This is a genomic window from Flavobacterium sp. PL002 (assembly GCF_054165825.1).
Map to the genome: position 1 here is coordinate 2,293,920 of NZ_CM135110.1, position 20,653 is coordinate 2,314,572.

Sequence of the window (20,653 nt, forward strand, 5' to 3'; positions counted from 1 at the left end):
TTTTAAGTTTCAGAGTTGCAAAGTAACTAAGTTTCTAAGCTAGTTAGTTTGCAATTTTGAAAATTACTAAATAGATTAAATTATAAAGTTTTGAAAACTAATTTTCAAGGTACGCTAGCCGAACTCTGCAACTTAGAAACTCAGAAACTTTGCAACTAAAAAAAGATGGCGAAAGAAAAATTAGAATGTTCGTTTTGTGGAAGGAAGAAGCCAGAAACTCAATTATTAATTGCTGGAATTGATGCGCACATTTGTGATAAATGCATCGAGCAAGCGCACGGAATTGTTTTAGAAGAATTAAAATCAGCTGGAGGTACCAACTTAGTAGGTGATTTGATTTTGAAAAAACCGAAGGAAATCAGAGCTTTTCTTGATCAATACGTTATTGGTCAAGATCAAACCAAAAAAGTAATGTCGGTGGCGGTTTACAATCACTACAAGCGTTTAATGCAACAGCAACAAGACGATGAGGTAGAGATTGAAAAAAGTAACATCATCATGGTAGGGCAAACCGGGACAGGTAAAACGTTAGTGGCTAAAACCATTGCAAAAATGTTAGACGTTCCTTTGGCTATTGTAGATGCTACGGTATTGACAGAAGCAGGTTATGTAGGTGAGGATGTCGAAAGTATTTTGACTCGTTTGTTACAAGCTGCGGATTATGATGTAGCCAAAGCGGAACGCGGAATCGTATTTATTGACGAAATTGATAAAATTGCTCGTAAGAGTGACAATCCGTCCATTACACGTGACGTATCAGGTGAAGGTGTGCAACAAGCATTGCTTAAATTGTTAGAGGGAACAGTTGTAAACGTACCACCAAAAGGAGGACGCAAGCATCCAGACCAAAAATTTGTTGAAGTAAACACTCAAAATATCTTGTTTATCGCAGGTGGTGCTTTTGACGGAATCGAAAGAATTATTTCAAAACGTTTGAACCGTCAAGCAGTAGGGTATTCTACTTCAAAAAATACAGATAATATCGACAAAGAAAATTTATTGCAATACATCATTCCTAAAGATATTAAAGATTTTGGATTGATTCCTGAGATCATTGGTCGTTTACCAGTATTGACGCACATGGACCCGTTAGATAGAGCTACTTTACGTTCTATTTTAACAGAGCCTAAAAATGCGTTAATCAAGCAATACCAAAAATTATTCTTGATGGATGAAGTTGATTTCACTATCACTGATGAGGCTTTGGACTTTATTGTTGACAAAGCATTAGAGTATAAATTAGGAGCTCGTGGACTACGTTCTTTATGCGAAGCAATCTTAACAGATGCTATGTATGAATTACCAAGTTCTGATGATAAAAAATTAGAAATTAATAGAACTTATGCCGAGGAGACGCTAAATAAAAACTTATTGAAACGTTTAGAGATCGCATCTTAAAAATTGCGTTTTTCTCAAAAATACAAACCTGTTCATTGATTTGAACAGGTTTTTTTTGGTCTAAATTATCGTATTTGTTATTGTTTTAAAAAAGTGATCCTATTCTTTTTTATCACCTCTAGATTACCGATTTTTGTTCATCGATTCAAATAATTAGATTATGGCAGTAGAAGAGGGCAAAGAGGTTATTTTATTAAAGGTTTCTGGACAAGACAAACCAGGAGTTACTGCTGGTTTAACATCTATATTAGCAAATTACGAAGCAACTATTTTAGACATTGGTCAAGCCGATATTCATGATACTTTATCCTTAGGGATTTTATTCGAAATCAAAGCTGGCTCTTCTTCAGCACCAGTTTTAAAAGATTTGCTGTTTAAAGCTTACGAGTTGCAAATAAAAGTAAAGTTTACACCCATCTCAATTGAAGACTATGAAAATTGGGTAAAAGGGCAGTCTAAAAAAAGATACATTGTCAATATCTTAGGAGAAACTTTAGCTGCAGCACAACTGTCGGCAGTGACTCAGGTACTTTCAGACCTGAATTTAAATATTTATGCCATTAAGCGATTAACAGGAAGGGTTTCAATTATTGAAAAAGGACAATATCCGCGCTCTTGTGTACAATTATCCATTTCAGGAAACATCTTGGATAAGAGTTTGATTACGGCTAAATTCATGGAGATTTCTAGAACCTTAAATGTAGATATCTCTTTTCAAGAAGATAATATTTATAGAAGAAACCGACGTTTAGTATGTTTTGACATGGATTCTACATTAATACAAACCGAAGTGATTGATGAGCTTGCTGATCTCGCTGGCGTAGGAGAACAAGTACGCGCAATAACCGAATCAGCTATGAATGGTGAAATTGATTTTGGCGAAAGCTTTAAACAACGCATGGCATTACTAGAAGGTTTGAGTGAAGAAGTCTTGCAAAAAGTAGCCGTAAATTTACCAATAACGCAAGGAGCACACCGCTTGATGAAGGCTTTGAAATATTATGGATACAAAACCGCAATTCTGTCAGGAGGGTTTACTTATTTTGGAAAATATTTACAAAAAGAATTAGGGATTGATTACGTACATGCTAATGAGTTAGAAATTATAGATGGCAAATTAACGGGTAAATATTTAGGTGATATTGTTGACGGTAAAAAGAAAGCCGAATTACTTCAAGCTATTGCTGATAAAGAAGGTATTCATATCAACCAAACAATTGCGGTAGGTGATGGAGCAAATGATTTACCTATGTTGAATTTGGCGGGTTTAGGAATCGCTTTTCACGCAAAACCAAAGGTAAAAGAGAGTGCGTCAACGTCTATTTCTAGTTTAGGACTAGATGGTGTTTTGTATCTTTTAGGATATCACGATAGACACATCGACATGATGATCGAATAATTATAGCAACTTTTATTATGATATAAAGCACACCTTGGTTCTTAATTGAACTGAGGTTTTTTTTATACTAAAATTTTAACTTGCATTCCTTTCAACTGTTCTAGATAATCCCGTTGGTTAGAGAGTCTGGGTATTTTATGTTGCCCACCCAGTTTGTCTCTTTCTTTTAGCCAGTCGTAAAAAAGGTTGTGTCTAGCAATATTGATAATTAAAGGATTTAGCGTCATGTTGTTTTTACGCTTTGCCTCGTAATCAGAGTTGAGAGATTGCAAAGTGTCGTCTAATATTTTTTGAAAAACAGTGGTATTCTCAGGAGGATTTTTGAACTCTATCATCCATTCGTGAGCGCCTTTTTCACGACCTTCCATAAATATGGGGGCAACAGTGTAATCAACTACTTGTGTGTTAGTTAATTTGCATGCTTTGGCTATAGCTTGATCAGTATTTTCAACCATTAATTCCTCACCAAAAACATTGATGTGGTGCTTTGTTCTGCCGGTAACTCTTATTCGGTAAGGACTAAGTGATGTAAAACGAACAGTATCACCTATCAGGTAGCGCCACAAGCCAGAGTTTGTTGTGATAACAATGGCATAGTTTTTAAACAACTCAACATCCGCTAAGCGTACTACCTTTTGATCAGGAGTACCAAAGCTGTCCATTCCAATAAACTCGTAGAAGATTCCGTAATCTAACATCAACAATAAATCACTGGAGTAATTAAGGTCCTGAATTGCAAAAAAACCTTCAGAGGCATTGTATATTTCGTAGTACTTAAATTCTTTTTTAGGCAGTATTTTTTGGTATTGCTCGCGGTAGGGCTCAAAGTTAACACCACCATGAAAATACACTTCTAGGTTAGGCCAAACATCAAACAGGTTTCCCTTGCCAGTTTCCTCAAGCATGCGGTTCATTAATACTAACATCCACGAAGGAACGCCGGCAAAACTAGTCACATTTTCTTTTTTAGTTTCATTAATAATCGCTGCCATTTTAGTTTCCCATTCGCTCATAAGCGAAATCTTGCTGCTAGGCGTGCTACTAAATTCGGCCCAAATAGGCATGTTTTCGATTAAAATAGCCGACAAGTCACCAAAAGAGGTGTTGTTGTTTTCATATATTTGTGAGCTCCCTCCTAAACGCAAACTTTTACCTTTAAAAAGCTCCGAGTTTTCGTTGTTATTCAAATACATGCATAAAAGATCTTTACTTCCTTTATAGTGGCAGTCTTCTAAAGCGCTGCTGCTTACCGGGATAAATTTACTTTTAGCATTGGTAGTTCCGCTGGATTTTGCAAACCATTTTATAGGTGTTCCCCAGAACAAATTTTGCTCGCCACTACGGGTACGTTCAATTAAGGGATGAATGTCCTCGTAAGTAACAATTGGAATTCGCTCTGCAAATGTTGTGTAGGATTTTATGGAAGCAAAATCATAATCCTGACCCATAACAGTATCTTTTGCTGATGCAATCAAATTGGTAAGCAATTCCTCCTGAACCTCATTTGGGTATTTAAGGAAGAGCTCTATTTGATGGATTCGTTGTTTTAAAACCCAAGAAGCGAAAGAATTAATAATTGTTAGTGGCATTTTTTAAAATAGGAGTTATGAATTATGCGTTATGAATGATAACTTTACCAAAAATAACAATTTTTGTTAAACATCAAACTTTAAAGAGTAAACTAAATGCAATACGAAGGCGTACTGACCAAAATGCAAACTGAATTTGGAAACCCAATTCAGTATTACTTGGTTTTTGAAGACAGTTTTTTGAATGTAAACCAATTATTAAATAAAGATATTGCCATAGAATTTGTGGGATATCAATGTTTAAATTGTGGTAAAAAGAAAAAGATTTTCCGTCAAGGTTTTTGCTACGATTGCTTTTATTCTAGTGCCTCAGTTGGTGACTGGATTATGAAACCAGAGTTAAGTACAGCGCATTTGGGAATTGAAGACAGGGATTTAGCTTATGAAGAAAAGGTGCAGTTACAGCCGCATATTGTATATCTTGCTCTATCCAGCGAAGTAAAAGTAGGAGTGACTAGAAAGACCCAAATGCCGACTAGGTGGATTGATCAGGGAGCAAACGAAGCAATCTCTATTGTAGAAGTACCCAACCGTTATTTAGCTGGAATCACTGAGGTTGCCTTAAAAAATCACTATGCTGATAAAACAAACTGGAGAAAAATGCTAACCAATACGGTAGAGCACGTAGATTTAGTTGCTGAAAGATTAAAACTAGAAAACCTGATTCCGGATGAGGCTAAGGAATATTTCTTTTTAAATAAAAATGATTTGTACGAGATGCATTATCCCGTACTTGAATATCCTACAAAAGTAAAAAGTTTGAGCCTAGAGAAAACACCAAGTTATCAAGGAAAGTTAACCGGAATTAAAGGGCAATACTTAATATTTGAAGACGAAACCGTATTTAACGTACGCAGTTCAGAAGGTTATGTAGTTAAAATTTCAGTATAATAAAGGGAGTTTGGGCGTGACCTTATTAAAAAATAAGAAAAATATTTTTCAATAAGGTCGGGCGCTACGCTGTATCTTTTAAGAAGTCCCAATAATTATTGGGACTTCTTAAAAAGATGCCGCTACGATCCCTCACGCAAAATTCAGTTCATAGATAAAACTGCTGGTAAAGCATAAGAATAAAAAAAAAGGAGAACTCACAAATTAGTAGTGAGTTCTCCTTTTTTATATTTTATAAAATAAGATTTAAGCTTATGGTGTAGTTTCTGCTTTTGGTTCAGCGGTTTTCTTCTTTTTGAAAAAACCATTAATCAAGTCAGTAGCTTTTGCTTTTACCTCTTCTTTCGCTTGTGTTTTTACCTCTTCTTTTGTAGTAGGAATAACAGGAGTAGTTGTCTTAGTACTATCACCGGGTTTTTTGTTTTTATTAAGCAAGTCGGTTAATGCAGATGTTCCTTTTTTTACCAACTGTTCTTTTTGTTGTTGAATCAATTGATTCGTCAAGTTTGTAACTGCTGATTTCATATCTGTAGAAATCTTTGGATTAGAGAAATTTCCTGTCATCAATGCGTTAATAGGAATGTTTTCTAATTTAGCGGCGTCTGTTGGTGTTAATTTTGCGATAAGTGCATTGGCTTCAGTTCCTAAATATTTTGCAGGAACATCAAATTTTAAGCTATAATTCATGCTTTGATCAAAACCGTGCGTTCCCCCTATAGTTGCTTTAATATCTTTGTACTTGATATCAAATGGTTTTACACTTACTTTTCCGTCTTTGAAAGTAATTGCTGCTTTAATATCGTTAAGATTGATTTTATCTAGATCTAAAAATTTCACATTGCTACTCAATGCAGTCAATAAAGTAGAGTTTTTAGAATTGACCGTAGTAGAAAGGAGCTGTCCTAATAAATCACCAGTTAAACTAGTTAAATCCGGGCTCATTTCATCGGTTAGATTACCGTTTAATTTTATTGTTGAATTTAATTTTCCGTTGATGATTCCTGCAATTGGAGCAATTTTTTTCATCATGTCCAGTTGTGTGAATGTTTGAGAAATATCAACTTGGTTTAGTCCTAAATTCATGTCAAATGTTGGCACTTTTCCTTTTGTAGAAACAGATCCGTTCAGGCCGATACTTCCGCCAAAAATTGATGTTTTTACATTTTCCATCGTTACTTTTTCGTCTTTCACGAGTAGTTTTCCTGAAACGTCTTTCAATGTTAAGTTGTCGTATAAAACCGTATTGGCTTTCGCTGTAAGCGTACAGTTTAAAAATGCTGGGATTTTCATTGCTTCAGCATCCTTTTGCGGCGTTTTAGCATCAGTTTTTGCAGTTTCGGTTGTCATGAAATCACTTACAGCTAATTGATTAGATGACAAGTTGAAGTTTCCTTTTAGTTCTTGGTTTTTGAAAATAAAACCATAGAAATTTTCTAAAATACCAGTAACGCTTATATCGCTTTTTCCTGTTGCAGCATTAAATTGTTTTAAATTTACTTGACTAGGGTTGAATTGAACTAAGGCATTGCTAATGTTTAATGCTTTTCCGTTTTCGTCTACATATTTAAATCCAGATAAACTCATTGTACCTGCATTATTAATATTTTGGTACTGACTTTTTTCTACAGATAACATATCAAACTTAGTAGTAACATCGGCTTTTAAAATTCCTGATAACGGCTTGTCTAACTTGATTGGGTAGGCCTTTGAAAGGTTTCCTAAATTGATTGTTCCTTTTAACGCTGCATCTACAATTGCATTTTGAGTAACATTAGTAACCTTTGCTTTAGCATTGAATACATCTTGATCAATTTTAAATGAAAGTTTGTCAAGATTTACATAAGTATCGTTTAATACGCCTGTTTCATTAATAATTTTAGTGTCAATAACAATGTTTTGAACTGATTTAGGTAAATCAGGATACTGAAACGAAGCGTTGTTTGACGCAATAGCAATATTGAATTTAGGTACCGTAGTTTCTGTATATTTTCCTTTTGCAAAACCTACGATAGTAAAATCGCCCGTAGTTTTTACATTGTCTAAACTTGCTGCATAAGCTGCTGGAATAACGCCTAAGAAATTTTTAAATGAAGAAGTTGGCGTTTTGAATTTTAGATCATAAACTTGTCCGTCGTCAACTAGTTGTATGAAACCGTCAAACTCTAATGGCAATTGATTAATTAATGCCTTGTTTTCTTTAAAAGTATATTTACTCGCTTCTAAGTCAATTCCTAATACTGCGTCTAAAGTAAGGGCTACATTTTTCATGTAATTTACTTTATCCATGTCTAAAGAGACTTTAGTTGTTGTTTTTGTAACCAAATCTAATTTTGACGCAGCAAAATCTCCGGTTCCTTCATGATTGATACTGTCAAGTACCAACTTGATTTTTGAAGTTTCATCATAATATTTGAACCTTAAATTCTCGACTTTATAGTTTTGAATGTTTAAAGATAGGTTGCTGTCTTTATTGTCTGTAGCAGGTTTATTATCTTTAATAGCAATGTCATAGTTGCCTACACCATCTTTATTGAAAAGAATGTTTACGACACCGTTTTTAGTTCCAATTCCTTGGATGTTCATGGTTTCATTAGCATCTTTAAAAAGTTCTTTAACTGACATTTTTAAATCAAGTTCTCCTATAGCAAGAAGCGTGTCACCTTCAAAAGGAGCTTTGTTGATAATCACCAAGCTATCTAACGTTAGGTTTGCATTTGGGAAGTTTTTAAACAAACTCAAATTTGCATCTTTGAAACTTACTTTAGCATCTACTTTCTCATTGATGATACTAGTTATTTTAGCAGTGATTTGGTCTTTAAAGAAATAAGGAATTGCAAAAAGTGCTACTACAAATAAAAGTAATAATCCAGCAATTATTTTTAAAATGGTCTTCAACATAAGTTTCTTTTTTATAGTTTAGTTACTGATTTTGGGGTAGTAACTACATTAATTAAGATACAAAAATAACATTTTATCGATAAGTTGGTCTCTAAAGTTTTCATAAATAAACCCTTGCTTTCCTTATTGTTAGATTTTGTAGTGAAAGCTAAACTTTTTGTGGTTGATGTAGATGAAAAAAAAATCCGTTTCAGGGGTTACTGAAACGGATTTATGATAACTTATTCTAATAACTAATTTATAGTAATTTCATAAGGCATTAAGGCTTGAATCCCTTTTTGCGCTTGCATTTTTTTAACCTTTTGCATCAGGATGTAATTTTCTTCGCCTATTTCTTCTTTTATGAAAGATTCTTTTGTCTTTGCAAAAGGAAGGCTAGAAAGCATGTCATTAAAGTCTTTTTTATACTCAGGAAAATTCTGAGTGCTGTAGGTTTTAATTTTAGAAAGACTTGCGGCCTCTTTTATAGCGTCGTCTAAACCACCTATTTTATCAACAAGACCTATTTTAATCGCTTCTGATCCTGACCAAACTCTTCCTTGAGCAATAGCGTCTACTTGGTCAAAAGTCATTTTTCTACCTTCGGCAACATGTGTTACAAAAGTTTTGTAAATATGCTCAACACCTTCAAGAGTGACTGCTTTTAGGTTTTCGTCTAAAGGGACAAACGGACTATAACGTGCCGAATTTTTATTTGTATTTACTTGTTCTACATGAATTCCAATACGAGACGTTAATTTGCTGAAATTAGGCAATATTCCAAAAACCCCAATTGAACCCGTAATGGTATTGTTCTCAGCAAATATTTTAGAAGCATTACAAGCAATGTAATAACCACCTGATGCAGCGTAGTTACCCATAGAAACAACCACTGGTTTGACTTTTTTAGTCAATTCTACTTCTCTCCAGATCAAGTCAGAAGTAAGTGCGTTTCCTCCTGGGCTATCAATTCTTAATACAATTGCTTTGATGTTTTTATCTTCTCTAGCCTCTTGTAATGAACGGCGCATAGATCCTTCACCAATTGTATTGACATCACCTTCACCACTCTGGATTTCCCCTTGAGCGTAAATAATTGCAATTTGATTGCTAGATTCTGAAGATTTGGAAGTAGTAAGTATTTTTTTTGTGTATTCAAGAATAGATACTTTGTTGTAGTCTTTATCTTTGTCTACTTTTAATGCCTTTTTAATGTCATTGTGATACACATCTTCATAAGCAATAACATCAATCATTTTTTGGGCTTTAGCCATTTCAGGTGTTCTAGCTAGAAGTCCGTCTGCAATTTCGTTAAGTTTTGCAACAGATATTTTTCTGCTTTTCGAAATATCTGAAGTGATAGAAGTCCAAACTGAATTCAATAACGCTGTTACTTGTTCTCTATTGGCATCACTCATCTCGTTTTCTAAAAATGGTTCAACAGCACTTTTGTATTTTCCGTGACGAATAACTTCCATTTTGATTCCTGATTTCTCTTGTAAGTCTTTGTAAAACATTACCTCTGAAGACAACCCTTTAAAATCCATGTCTCCTACAGGATTAATGTAAATTGTGTTTGCAACGGAGTTGATATAATATTCTTTTTGAGAATACACATTGGCGTAGGCCATAATAAACTTTCCTGATTTTTTAAAATCTTCTAAAGCGTCTCTAATCTCTTTACTTTGAGCCATTCCTAATTGAGACTCATTATTAAGGATTGAAATTCCTTTAATACTACTGTCTGATTTTGCAGTTGCAATGGCTGTAATAATATCGGTTAGTCCTACTTTTTCTTTTTCAGAAAAAATATTAATCCAGGGATCTTCGTATTTTCCGGCGTAATCATAAGTGACATTTTTTAAATCCAGTTCTATGACCGAATTCTCTTTTACAGTAACGCCTTCAGAGTCGCCTCCAAAAATGGCTCCTATAAATAGAATACCAAAGAAAAAGAGCATACAGAAGACAAATAAACCTATAATAGTGGCTAGTACATTTCCTAAAAACTTCATAATTGTATTTTTTTAATAAGTAGCAAAAAGAGTTGCTTTGTTACAGTTTTATTTATTTTTTTTAGGGAAATAACCGCAACACTTTGAGCAAAGATAGGGCTATTCTAAAATTCTTTTAGTTAATTTGTACTTAATATGAAAGCACAGTATCAGGTCATTTTATCTATAGGGAGTAATCAAGGTAACCGCCTTGAAAATATTGAAAACTGTTTAAAATTAATTCATCAAGAAATAGGAACAGTGATTAAAGTATCCCAACTTTATGAATCGCCTTCATGGGGTTTTAGCAGTGATGCCTTCTACAATTGTGCTGTTGTAATTCATACCTTTAACTCCGCGCAAAAAGTGTTGAGCCAAGTATTAAAAGTAGAAAATAAACTAGGACGCGTTCGTAATGGTGGACAAGGATATGAGTCTCGATTGATTGATATTGATTTGATTTTTTTTGACGATGAAATTATTAATACCGAAAAATTAATTATTCCGCATCCTTTATTGCAAGAGCGTAATTTTGTGTTGTTACCAATAGCTGATTTGCAATTAGATATTGAACATCCTGTTTTAAAGAAATCGATTAAAGAGTTAATTGCGGTTTCTCCTGATAAAAGTGCATGTATTGCTATTCAGGCTTTAGAAAATCCGTTAGATAAGATTCCGTTAGAACAGTTTAATTATATTGCTTTTGAAGGAAATATAGGTGCTGGAAAAACTACGTTGACAAATAAAATTGCAGCCGACTTTAATGCAAAAACAGTTTTAGAGCGTTTTGCTGATAATCCGTTTTTACCTAAGTTTTATAAAGATCAAAACAGGTATGCTTTTCCGCTTGAAATGTCTTTTTTGGCAGATAGATACCAACAGCTTTCTGACGATCTGGCACAATTTGACTTGTTTAAAGATTTCTTAGTGGCTGATTATCATATTTTTAAATCTTTGATATTTGCAAAAATAACACTGGCTGATGATGAATACCGTTTGTACCGCAATTTATTTGATATCATCTATAAAGAAATGCCAAAACCAGATTTGTATGTTTATTTATATCAAAATTCAGAGCGACTTTTACAAAATATAAAAAAGCGAGGCAGGGACTATGAGCAAAATATTGCTGCTGAGTACCTTGATAAAATCAATAGTGGCTACCTCGATTATATAAAATCACAAACAGGTTTGAATGTATTGATTGTGGATGTCTCTGATAGGGATTTTGTAAAAAATCAAGAAGACTACCTTTTTATTCTAGAAGAAATAAGAAAAAAAATAACTACTCCTTAAATTGTTTGAATAAATCCCAAATTACAATCCCAGCACTTACAGAAATGTTTAAAGAATGCTTGGTTCCTAATTGCGGAATCTCAATACAACCATCGCATAAAGCAACTGCCTCTTGTGTTACACCGTGTACTTCATTTCCAAAAACGACAGCGTATTTTTGCTGTTTGTCTACTTTAAAATTTTGTAAAAAAGTAGCGCTTTCTACTTGCTCAATAGCTAGTGTGATTACGTTATCATCTTTTAACGACTGGATTACTTCTAGCACATTGCTGTTGTGTTCCCAGGTTACTGTGTCAGTTGCGCCAAGCGCAGTTTTATGAATTTCCTTGTTTGGAGGTGTAGCAGTGATTCCGCACAAGTAAATTTTTTCGATTAAAAAAGCATCCGATGTTCTAAATACCGAGCCTATGTTGTGTAAACTTCGAACATCGTCTAGCACTATTATAATGGGTGTTTTATCTGATTCTTTAAACGCTTCAACACTTTTGCGTTCTAGTTCGCTGTTTTCTAGTTTTCTCATGCCTTTAATAATTGTGTAAAAAAAAAGCTTCCAATTAAAGGAAGCTTTTTAAAGTATATTTTAAAATATTAGCTTTTTGCAGCACCGTCAGCAAGTACAACTCCTTTTATAGTAAGGATTTTTGTAGGTTGCCCTTCAGCGTTAGAAGTAACCGTTACAGTTTTAGTAAAAGCTCCAACTCTATCAGTAGCGTATTTTACTCCAATAATTCCTTTTGCTCCTGGAGCAATTGGCTCTTTTGGAGATGTAGGTACAGTACAACCACAAGAACCTTGTGTGTTAGTAATGATTAATGGTTTGTTACCGTTATTTGTGAAAACAAATTCACGTTTTCCATCAGCGTTATGCGCAATAGTACCGTAATCTATAGTTTCGTTAACAAACGCCATTCCAGCACCGTTAACTTTAGCAGTTGTTGCTTTAGCTTTTTTTGTAGTTTCTTGAGCTTGAGAAGTTGTAACTCCTAAAACTACTAACATTGCAATTGTAAGTATTTTTTTCATTTTTTTAAATTTAAAAATTATTTCAACAAATCTAAAGAAAATATCATGCCAATGACTTAAAATTTCCCTAAAAATGTGATTTTTTTTTCAAGTATTCCGTAATTCGTTTTTTAATAATTAAATTCGCTGCCGTTACAATCACCTATTTAAAATTATATAATTTGGCAGCTAAAGATAAAGTAGTTAAGGAAACACCATTGATGAAGCAGTATAACGATATTAAAAGAAAGTATCCTGATGCTTGCTTGTTATTTCGTGTGGGTGATTTTTATGAAACTTTTGGAGAGGATGCTGTTAGGGCTTCTAAAATATTAGGGATTACATTGACAAAACGTGGCGCAGGTTCTGCTACCGAAACAGCGTTGGCTGGTTTTCCGCACCATTCTATCAATACTTACTTGCCTAAATTAGTAAAAGCAGGGCTTCGTGTGGCTATTTGTGATCAACTCGAAGACCCAAAAATGACAAAAACCATTGTAAAACGTGGTGTTACTGAGTTGGTGACTCCTGGAGTTTCTATGAATGATGAGGTTTTGCAGTCAAAAACCAATAACTTCTTAGCTTCGGTATATTTTGCAAATAAGTCAATCGGGATTTCGTTTCTTGATGTTTCTACTGGGGAATTTTTAACAGCGCAAGGAAATGCGGAATACATCGATAAGTTACTACAAAACTTTAATCCTTCGGAGGTTTTAATTCCGAAAAATAACAAAAATGATTTCAAACAAGCTTTTGGGGAAGACTATCACAGTTTTTATTTAGAGGATTGGATTTATAAAGAAGATTACGCATTTGAGACCTTGACAAAACATTTTCAAACTGTTTCTTTAAAAGGGTTTGGAATTGAAGATTTGAAAGAAGGAATTATCGCTTCGGGTGCTATTTTATATTACCTAGGCGAAACACAACACAATCGAGTGCAACACATCACGGCAATTCAACGTATTGCTGAAGATGCTTATGTATGGATGGATCGTTTTACGATTCGCAATTTAGAATTGTACCATAGTTATAACCCCAATGCAGTTACTTTACTGGATGTGATTGATAAAACGCTTTCGCCAATGGGTGGTCGCTTATTAAAAAGGTGGTTGGCCTTACCTTTAAAAGAGGCAGCTAAAATAAAAAGCCGTCATGAGGTGGTGACTTATCTCAAAGAAAATCAAGAAGTTTTACAACAAATGCAGTCGCAAATCAAGCAAATTTCGGACTTAGAGCGTTTGATTTCTAAAATTGCAGCAGGAAAAGTATCTCCTCGAGAAGTGGTTTATTTAAAAGAGTCGTTAGATGCTATTATTCCAATGAAAACTTTGGCATTAGCCAGTACACAAGAAGCAGTAAAAATAATTGGAGACAGTTTGCATAGCTGTGATTTGTTGCGTGAAAAAATAAAAACTACATTAAACCAAGATGCTCCTGTGGCTGTTGCCAAAGGAAATGCTATTGCTACAGGAATAAGTGCTGAGCTAGATGAGTTGCGTGCAATATCTACATCTGGAAAAGAATTTCTAGAAGGAATAGAAGCCCGTGAATCACAACGCACCGGAATTACCTCTTTGAAGATTTCTTTTAATAATGTCTTTGGGTATTATATTGAAGTAAGAAATACGCATAAGGATAAAGTGCCTACAGAATGGATTAGAAAGCAAACATTAGTAAATGCGGAACGCTACATCACAGAAGAATTAAAAGAATATGAATCTAAAATTCTAGGTGCCGAAGAAAAAATACATAAGATAGAAGCTGAGCTTTTTGAACAATTAGTTGCTTGGATTGCTACTTATATAAAACCAGTACAGTTAAATGCAAATTTGGTTGCGCAATTAGATTGTTTGTGTTCGTTTACGCAGTTGGCTATTGAAAATAAATACAGCTGCCCCGAGTTAGATGAAACATTTGAACTTGAAATTAAAAATGGTAGGCATCCAGTTATTGAGAAACAATTGCCAGTGGGAACGCCTTACATTGCTAATGACGTTTTCTTAGATCGTGAAACGCAACAGTTAATTATGATTACAGGGCCTAATATGTCGGGAAAATCGGCTATTTTACGTCAAACGGCTTTGATTGTACTTTTGGCTCAAATGGGAAGTTTTGTTCCTGCAGAGAGCTTGAGGATGGGAGTTGTGGATAAAATTTTCACTAGAGTAGGTGCGTCTGATAATATTTCGATGGGAGAGTCTACTTTTATGGTCGAAATGAATGAGACGGCTTCTATCTTGAATAATATTTCTGATCGAAGTTTAGTACTTCTGGATGAAATAGGTCGTGGAACGAGTACCTATGACGGAATTTCAATTGCTTGGGCTATTGCCGAGTTTTTGCACGAACATCCGTCAAGACCTAAAACGCTTTTTGCAACACATTATCATGAATTAAATGAAATGACCGAGTCGTTATCGCGTATTCAAAATTATAATGTATCGGTAAAAGAATTAAAAGACAATGTGCTTTTTATTCGAAAGTTAGTTAAGGGCGGTAGTGCGCATAGTTTCGGAATTCATGTGGCTAAAATGGCTGGTATGCCTCAAATTGTTTTGCTAAAAGCGCAAAAGATTCTGAAAAAATTAGAAAAGAATCATTCAGGGGAAGTTTTGAACGGCATAAAAGCAGAGCAAGACGAAATGCAAATGAGCTTTTTTAATCTTGATGACCCTCTTTTAGAAGAGATTAAAGAAGAAATTTTAAATATAGATGTCAATACAATAACCCCTGTTGAAGCATTGATGAAGCTGAATGAAATAAAAAGAATGATTACTAGAAAATAATTTATTTTTAAACTTTAGGTTATCAGAAGTTTACGAAATAATTAAAAATATTATGTATAAAGTTCTTGTTTAATTGGATAAATGTCTTAAATTTGCCACCGCAATACAAACCAAGTATTGTTGTTCTTTTTAAGAATTGAAAATGCGAAAATAGCTCAGTTGGTAGAGCGCGACCTTGCCAAGGTCGAGGTCGCGGGTTCGAGCCCCGTTTTTCGCTCCAAGTCACAAAATGCTTTGTTAGTGATTGTGTTTGATTTTTTTATAAAAATTAGATATAAAAATCCAAAAGCAATAATGCTCGGATGGTGAAATTGGTAGACACGCTGGACTTAAAATCCAGTGAACAGCAATGTTCGTGCGGGTTCAAGTCCCGCTCTGAGTACTAAAGCCTCTTCTTTTGAAGAGGCTTTTTTTTTGTTTTAATTTGAACTTTATTTTAAAAAATGACCAAAACATTGTTTCTTTGGTAAAAAAACTTTTCTATTTATGGCTTCTTTAGTGATTACAAAACGATTTAGCGGCGATTATAAGTTTGAATTAACTTCAAGAAAAGGGAAAACGATTTTTACGAGTAATGCTTATGAATTACGAATGGACTGCGAAGCTGATGCAGAGCATTTGAGGTCTGTTTTTGAAACTTGTTCTTTTGTGAAGTTTAAAACGAGTAAGGGTAAGTTTTTCTTTAGGGTGGTTGTTGAAGGTGCTGTTATGGCAACCAGTAGAAAATATAGTACAGAGTTAATGGTAGAGAAGGGAATTACTGAAATCGTGAAGTACGGAGCTAAGGCTGAGATATTAGATTTTTCTAATAATGATTTTGTTTTTCCTGAATAGAAGAATTATAATTTTTAAAAAAAAGGAGCTCTTTATTGTTTAATAAAGAGCTCCTTTTTTAAGTTCATAGCTTTCTTAGTAATGTACTTAAAATAAAAAAGCCATCTCGCTTGCGCGGATGGCTTTAATTTTAGAATTTAATTCTAATTAGTGTGCAGCAGGTGCAGCAGCTTCAGTTGCAGTTTCAGCAGCATCAGTAGCTACAGTAGCAGCAGAATCCATTACTTGTGCAGCAGAATCAACTACTTGAGCAGCAGAATCAACAACAACAGCAGTAGAATCTACAGCAGTTTCGTCAGCAGCAGCGTCAGCTTTTTTACATGATACAACAGTTAATACAGCAACAGCAGCTAAACTTAAAAATACTTTTTTCATCTTAATTTAATATAAAGGTTAATTATTAATTCGACGCAAAGATATAAAATTTTTGATATGTAAATTATTTTTTGAATTTTTTTTTAAAAATAATTATTCTTTTTCGTCTGAGGTTATTATTACAAGTTTTATGCCACACTTTTTAAGTGTAATTAATGCTTAATTTTTAAGTGTAATTTCAGTTGGTTTTTTGCGGTATTGCTTGTGTTTAAAGTAGCGTTGAAAATAAGGGTTTATTTTTTAATTTTTTGATTATTAAATAATTGGTTGGTTTTTTAGTCGGTACTGTTTTTAAAAATCCTCTTTGTAATTAAGTTTTTTTGTGCTTTAAAATCCCACCATTTTTAAATGCATGATTCCGGCTTTATTTTTAAGCGATTTTTAAGCTTATTTTTTGACGGTATTTTATCGTTTTCTGGGTAGTAAATTATGTTGTAAAATTGTCCATTTCGAACCAATTAAAGTGTCTTTTGATGAATGTTTTTCATAATAATCGTCGTTGCGCCTTTATTCATCGAGACAAATGTGTTACAAATATGTCCTTTCTCGCTTCGGAAAGCATCGTTTATAATAAGATCATTCAATTCATTATTGAGTTCGTTCTGGTTATTTATGCTCATGCAACCACCAATATTTACTAATGCTATGGCTTCAGGAAAATGAGAGTAATTGGGGCCAATAACTATAGGAACACTAAAAGTGGCAGGTTCTAATAAATTATGAATACCTGGATTTCCAAATCCGCCTCCTACATAAGCAATATCCGCATAACTGTATATTTTTGTCAGGATACCAATAGTGTCAATAATAAATACATCATAATCAGCGAGATTCTTGCCTTGCATTTCTGAATACAGTACTGTTTTACGGTGTAAGCTATTTTTTAATAGAGTGATTTGTTCCTCTTTAATGTTGTGAGGCGCTATGATGAACTTTACAGCGTGTTTTGTTGAGTTTATATACGCTACTAATAAGGTTTCGTCTTTTGGCCATGAGCTCCCTGCAACGATTGTTATTTTGTTGTTTTTAAATTCCGAAATAAAATCTAAGCGGTTGTCTTTCTCTAATATAGCGGCAACGCGATCAAAGCGAGTATCGCCTGAAACAGCTACATTTGTTTTTCCTAATTGCAATAATAGTTTCTTTGAGTTTTCATTTTGAACAAAAAAGTATTCAAATGCGTCTAGTGCTTTTCGATAAAAACCACCATACCACTTAAAGAACGCTTGATTTTCGCGAAGAATCCCTGAGATTAAGTACGTTTTAATAGAGCGACTTTTTAATTCATTTAGATAATTAGGCCAATATTCGTACTTAATAAAGAAAACGAGATCAGGATGTACAAGATCAATAAATTTCTTTGCATTTTTTTGCGTGTCTAATGGCAGGTATACAGTTGCGTGAGCAACGGTGTTATTTTTACGCACTTCATAGCCAGAAGGAGAAAAAAAGGTCACCACAATTTTATGTGTTGGGAAATCTTCTTTGATTTTTTCAATTACGGGTAAGCCTTGTTCGTATTCTCCTAGAGATGCGGCGTGAAACCAGATCGTTTTATCAGTAGGTTGGATTTTTTCTTTCAATATTTGGAAAACACTTATTCTGCCGTCAACAAAAAGTTTTATTTTTGGACTAAAAAGAGCGACTACAGCTAATATTTTTGAAGCCATATAAACGAGGCTATTGTATAGGAAAAACATGGGTTTATTTTTTTGAAGGCTAAAATACATATTTTATTTTAGGGATTTTCTAGATCAATTTTAAAAATTAATTTAGCTACAGTGTTACAAAGTTATATTCAGAATCTTAATTGCAAGTTATTTTTTCAAGAGAAGTGAGTAGGGAATATTTTTAAGGCAAAACATTTTTTATGAAATTGTTCGGAAATCAGAATCAAATAAAAAGCTATTCTGAATTTAGTGTGATTATAAATTCTTAATTTTGTATTTATAATTTTTATCGAATGAAAAAAATACAAATGGTTGACCTAAAAAGTCAATACGAAAAAATAAAAGAGACTGTTAACGTTTCTATCCAAGAAGTTTTAGATACAAATACGTACATCAACGGACCCGAAGTTCATAAATTTCAAAAGAATTTAGAGGATTATTTAGGTGTTAAGCACGTAATTCCTTGTGCAAACGGTACTGATGCCTTGCAAATAGCAATGATGGGATTAGGTTTGCAACCAGGTGACGAGGTGATCACAGCCGATTTTACTTTTGCTGCTACCGTTGAAGTTATTGCATTGTTGCAATTAACACCAGTATTAGTAGATGTTGATATGTACAATATGAATATTTCTATTGATGCAATTAAAAAAGCGATTACTCCTAAAACAAAGGCAATTGTTCCTGTTCATTTATTTGGGCGTGCTGCTAATATGGAAGCGATTATGGCTATTGCCAAAGAACATAACTTATATGTGATAGAAGATAATGCGCAAGCTATAGGAGCCAACTGTAAATCGTCTGACGGTGCTAAGCCAAAAGCGGGTACTATAGGACATGTAGGAGCGACTTCGTTTTTTCCTTCTAAAAATTTAGGGTGTTATGGTGATGGTGGTGCAATTTTTACAAATGATGATGCACTGGCACATACGTTACGCGGAATTGTAAATCACGGAATGTACGAACGTTACCACCACGATGTTGTGGGTGTAAATTCTCGTTTAGATAGTATTCAAGCAGCAGTTTTAAACACAAAGTTACCTTTACTGGATCAATATAATGCAGCGAGACAAGATGCAGCGAGAAAATACTCTGCAGCTTTTGAAGGGCATAAAAATATTATTGCGCCGCAAATTTGTGATATTTGTGACTGTCATGTATTTCATCAATATACATTACGTATTCTTGATGCTGATAGAAATGGCTTAATGCAACATTTATTAGACAAAGGAATTCCTTGTGCTATTTATTACCCAATTCCGTTACATTCGCAAAAGGCGTATGTAGACGAAAGATATAAGGAAGAAGATTTTCCAGTTACAAATCAATTGGTTCAAGAGGTGTTGTCATTACCAATGCATACTGAACTTGACGACGAACAAATAAAATTCATTACCGATAGTGTTTTAGAATTTTTAAAATAAGAAATAAAAGACGCGATTAATCGCGTCTTTTTTATGAAGCAAAAAAATAGCATAACCATTAATATTTAAAAATAAAAGATGAAAATACTGGTTACAGGAGGATTGGGATTTATAGGTTCGCATACCGTTGTAGAGCTCCAAAATCAAGGTTTTGAAGTGGTAATTATCGATGATTTGTCAAATACGTCACTAAGTGTTTTAGAGGGTATAAAAAACATTACGGGTAAGGTTCCAGCATTTGAGAAATTAGATCTAAGAGTAAAAACTAGTGTGCAGGATTTTTTTAGTAAAAATCAAGACATTGCAGGGGTGATACATTTTGCTGCTTCAAAAGCGGTGGGTGAAAGTGTAGAGAATCCTTTGTTGTATTATGAAAATAATATCAATGCGCTGGTATATCTCTTGCAAGAATTACAGAAAAAAGACGCGGCTCATTTCATCTTTAGTTCGTCATGTACAGTATATGGTCAAGCTGAAAAAATGCCAATAACCGAAAATGCTCCTATACAAACAGCGATGTCGCCTTATGGAAACACCAAACAGATAGGAGAGGAGATCATCACAGATACAGCCAAGGTGACTAATATTAATGCTATTTTATTGCGTTATTTTAACCCCATTGGTTCGCACCCCTCAGCAGAGATAGGAGAATTGCCATTAGGAGTGCCTCAAAATTTAGTTCCGTTTATTACACAAACAGGAATGGGATTAAGAAAAGAACTCTCTGTTTATGGAGATGATTATCCTACAACTGATGGAACCGCAGTACGTGATTATATTCACGTAGTCGATTTGGCTAAAGCCCATGTAATTGCTTTAAAACGCTTACTAGATAAAAAGAATCTTGATAAAGTAGAGACTTTTAATTTAGGAACGGGAACCGGAAGTTCAGTGTTAGAAGTAATTCAAGCATTCGAAAAAGTAAGTGGAACAAAACTGCCGTATAAAATTGTAGGTCGCCGTGAAGGAGATATTACAGAAGCTTACGCTAATACTGATAAAGCCAATACGGTTTTAGGTTGGAAAGCAGCATCTACATTAGACGAAGCGATGGCAAGTGCTTGGAAATGGGAACAAAAAGTACGTAGCTAATTGTTTTTTACATTAAATTATAC

At 34.1% G+C, this 20,653-nt stretch carries 15 protein-coding genes and 2 tRNA genes; 10 read left to right on the top strand and 7 right to left on the bottom strand.

The window, feature by feature from the left end:
* Positions 1-165: 165 nt before the first annotated feature.
* Together clpX and serB are read left to right on the top strand one after the other, a co-directional pair.
* A complete protein-coding gene (gene clpX / locus ACVEGE_RS10050) occupies positions 166-1,398 on the top strand; it encodes an ATP-dependent Clp protease ATP-binding subunit ClpX (RefSeq protein WP_192501369.1) in 1,233 nt (410 codons plus the stop codon).
* Positions 1,399-1,558: 160 nt separating this feature from the next.
* Positions 1,559-2,797, top strand: coding sequence for a phosphoserine phosphatase SerB (gene serB / locus ACVEGE_RS10055; protein ID WP_173850481.1), 1,239 nt, complete (start codon positions 1,559-1,561; stop codon positions 2,795-2,797).
* Positions 2,798-2,859: 62 nt separating this feature from the next.
* Here the strand turns inward: serB and ACVEGE_RS10060 are convergent, their stop codons facing one another.
* Complete coding sequence (locus ACVEGE_RS10060) at positions 2,860-4,386, bottom strand: GH3 auxin-responsive promoter family protein (protein ID WP_192501370.1); 1,527 nt, start codon at positions 4,384-4,386, stop codon at positions 2,860-2,862.
* Positions 4,387-4,482: 96 nt separating this feature from the next.
* Here ACVEGE_RS10060 and ACVEGE_RS10065 point away from each other — a divergent pair, with 96 nt between their 5' ends.
* Positions 4,483-5,277 carry a DUF2797 domain-containing protein gene (locus tag ACVEGE_RS10065; RefSeq protein WP_192501371.1) on the top strand — a complete coding sequence of 265 codons (795 nt, stop codon included), beginning with the start codon at positions 4,483-4,485 and terminating at the stop codon, positions 5,275-5,277.
* Positions 5,278-5,529: 252 nt separating this feature from the next.
* Here ACVEGE_RS10065 and ACVEGE_RS10070 read toward each other — a convergent pair whose 3' ends face one another.
* On the bottom strand, positions 5,530-8,175 hold the full coding sequence (locus ACVEGE_RS10070) for an AsmA-like C-terminal region-containing protein (protein ID WP_192501372.1): 2,646 nt from the start codon (positions 8,173-8,175) through the stop codon (positions 5,530-5,532).
* Positions 8,176-8,408: 233 nt separating this feature from the next.
* Positions 8,409-10,169, bottom strand: a complete 1,761-nt coding sequence (gene sppA, locus ACVEGE_RS10075) for a signal peptide peptidase SppA (protein ID WP_192501373.1) — start codon at positions 10,167-10,169, stop codon at positions 8,409-8,411.
* A 135-nt stretch (positions 10,170-10,304) separates the two neighbouring features.
* Between sppA and folK the strand changes: the two genes are divergently transcribed.
* The gene (gene folK / locus ACVEGE_RS10080; protein ID WP_192501374.1) at positions 10,305-11,444 is read left to right on the top strand and encodes a 2-amino-4-hydroxy-6-hydroxymethyldihydropteridine diphosphokinase; all 1,140 of its coding nucleotides are present in this window, start codon (positions 10,305-10,307) and stop codon (positions 11,442-11,444) included.
* On the opposite strand, the gene ACVEGE_RS10085 is transcribed toward folK, so the two are convergent.
* Both ACVEGE_RS10085 and ACVEGE_RS10090 read right to left on the bottom strand, forming a co-directional pair.
* Positions 11,434-11,964: an RNA methyltransferase gene (locus ACVEGE_RS10085; protein WP_173850469.1), complete on the bottom strand. Its 531-nt coding sequence runs from the start codon at positions 11,962-11,964 to the stop codon at positions 11,434-11,436. The genes folK and ACVEGE_RS10085 overlap by 11 nt on opposite strands.
* A 68-nt stretch (positions 11,965-12,032) precedes the next feature.
* A complete protein-coding gene (locus tag ACVEGE_RS10090; RefSeq protein WP_173850467.1) occupies positions 12,033-12,467 on the bottom strand; it encodes a DUF1573 domain-containing protein in 435 nt (144 codons plus the stop codon).
* A 161-nt stretch (positions 12,468-12,628) separates the two neighbouring features.
* Here ACVEGE_RS10090 and mutS point away from each other — a divergent pair, with 161 nt between their 5' ends.
* From mutS to ACVEGE_RS10110, 4 genes are all read left to right on the top strand, one after another.
* Positions 12,629-15,235 carry a DNA mismatch repair protein MutS gene (mutS, locus tag ACVEGE_RS10095; protein ID WP_173850465.1) on the top strand — a complete coding sequence of 869 codons (2,607 nt, stop codon included), beginning with the start codon at positions 12,629-12,631 and terminating at the stop codon, positions 15,233-15,235.
* A gap of 144 nt (positions 15,236-15,379) precedes the next feature.
* A tRNA-Gly gene (locus ACVEGE_RS10100) sits at positions 15,380-15,455 on the top strand.
* Between the two features lie 76 nt (positions 15,456-15,531).
* Positions 15,532-15,617: transfer RNA gene (locus ACVEGE_RS10105), tRNA-Leu, on the top strand.
* A 104-nt stretch (positions 15,618-15,721) separates the two neighbouring features.
* Positions 15,722-16,069 (top strand): DUF1508 domain-containing protein, encoded by a 348-nt coding sequence (locus ACVEGE_RS10110; RefSeq protein ID WP_192501375.1) that lies wholly within the window; start codon positions 15,722-15,724, stop codon positions 16,067-16,069.
* A 147-nt stretch (positions 16,070-16,216) separates the two neighbouring features.
* Here ACVEGE_RS10110 and ACVEGE_RS10115 read toward each other — a convergent pair whose 3' ends face one another.
* Both ACVEGE_RS10115 and ACVEGE_RS10120 read right to left on the bottom strand, forming a co-directional pair.
* Entirely contained in the window at positions 16,217-16,444 is a 228-nt protein-coding gene (locus ACVEGE_RS10115; protein WP_173850461.1) for a PG1828 family lipoprotein, read from the bottom strand.
* Between the two features lie 458 nt (positions 16,445-16,902).
* Positions 16,903-18,144: a 3-deoxy-D-manno-octulosonic acid transferase gene (locus tag ACVEGE_RS10120; protein ID WP_192501376.1), complete on the bottom strand. Its 1,242-nt coding sequence runs from the start codon at positions 18,142-18,144 to the stop codon at positions 16,903-16,905.
* Positions 18,145-18,407: 263 nt separating this feature from the next.
* Between ACVEGE_RS10120 and ACVEGE_RS10125 the strand changes: the two genes are divergently transcribed.
* Together ACVEGE_RS10125 and galE are read left to right on the top strand one after the other, a co-directional pair.
* Positions 18,408-19,538: a DegT/DnrJ/EryC1/StrS family aminotransferase gene (locus tag ACVEGE_RS10125; protein WP_192501377.1), complete on the top strand. Its 1,131-nt coding sequence runs from the start codon at positions 18,408-18,410 to the stop codon at positions 19,536-19,538.
* A 78-nt stretch (positions 19,539-19,616) separates the two neighbouring features.
* Positions 19,617-20,630, top strand: coding sequence for a UDP-glucose 4-epimerase GalE (gene galE / locus ACVEGE_RS10130; RefSeq protein WP_192501378.1), 1,014 nt, complete (start codon positions 19,617-19,619; stop codon positions 20,628-20,630).
* Positions 20,631-20,653 lie beyond the last annotated feature (23 nt).

Bases quoted from the DNA above. Each gene is read 5' to 3' on its own strand.
- clpX (WP_192501369.1), top strand. From the start codon at position 166: ATGGCGAAAGAAAAATTAGAATGTTCGTTTTGTGGAAGGAAGAAGCCA.
- serB (WP_173850481.1), top strand. From the start codon at position 1,559: ATGGCAGTAGAAGAGGGCAAAGAGGTTATTTTATTAAAGGTTTCTGGA.
- ACVEGE_RS10060 (WP_192501370.1), bottom strand. From the start codon at position 4,386: ATGCCACTAACAATTATTAATTCTTTCGCTTCTTGGGTTTTAAAACAA.
- ACVEGE_RS10065 (WP_192501371.1), top strand. From the start codon at position 4,483: ATGCAATACGAAGGCGTACTGACCAAAATGCAAACTGAATTTGGAAAC.
- ACVEGE_RS10070 (WP_192501372.1), bottom strand. From the start codon at position 8,175: ATGTTGAAGACCATTTTAAAAATAATTGCTGGATTATTACTTTTATTT.
- sppA (WP_192501373.1), bottom strand. From the start codon at position 10,169: ATGAAGTTTTTAGGAAATGTACTAGCCACTATTATAGGTTTATTTGTC.
- folK (WP_192501374.1), top strand. From the start codon at position 10,305: ATGAAAGCACAGTATCAGGTCATTTTATCTATAGGGAGTAATCAAGGT.
- ACVEGE_RS10085 (WP_173850469.1), bottom strand. From the start codon at position 11,964: ATGAGAAAACTAGAAAACAGCGAACTAGAACGCAAAAGTGTTGAAGCG.
- ACVEGE_RS10090 (WP_173850467.1), bottom strand. From the start codon at position 12,467: ATGAAAAAAATACTTACAATTGCAATGTTAGTAGTTTTAGGAGTTACA.
- ACVEGE_RS10110 (WP_192501375.1), top strand. From the start codon at position 15,722: ATGGCTTCTTTAGTGATTACAAAACGATTTAGCGGCGATTATAAGTTT.
- ACVEGE_RS10115 (WP_173850461.1), bottom strand. From the start codon at position 16,444: ATGAAAAAAGTATTTTTAAGTTTAGCTGCTGTTGCTGTATTAACTGTT.
- ACVEGE_RS10120 (WP_192501376.1), bottom strand. From the start codon at position 18,144: ATGTTTTTCCTATACAATAGCCTCGTTTATATGGCTTCAAAAATATTA.
- ACVEGE_RS10125 (WP_192501377.1), top strand. From the start codon at position 18,408: ATGAAAAAAATACAAATGGTTGACCTAAAAAGTCAATACGAAAAAATA.
- galE (WP_192501378.1), top strand. From the start codon at position 19,617: ATGAAAATACTGGTTACAGGAGGATTGGGATTTATAGGTTCGCATACC.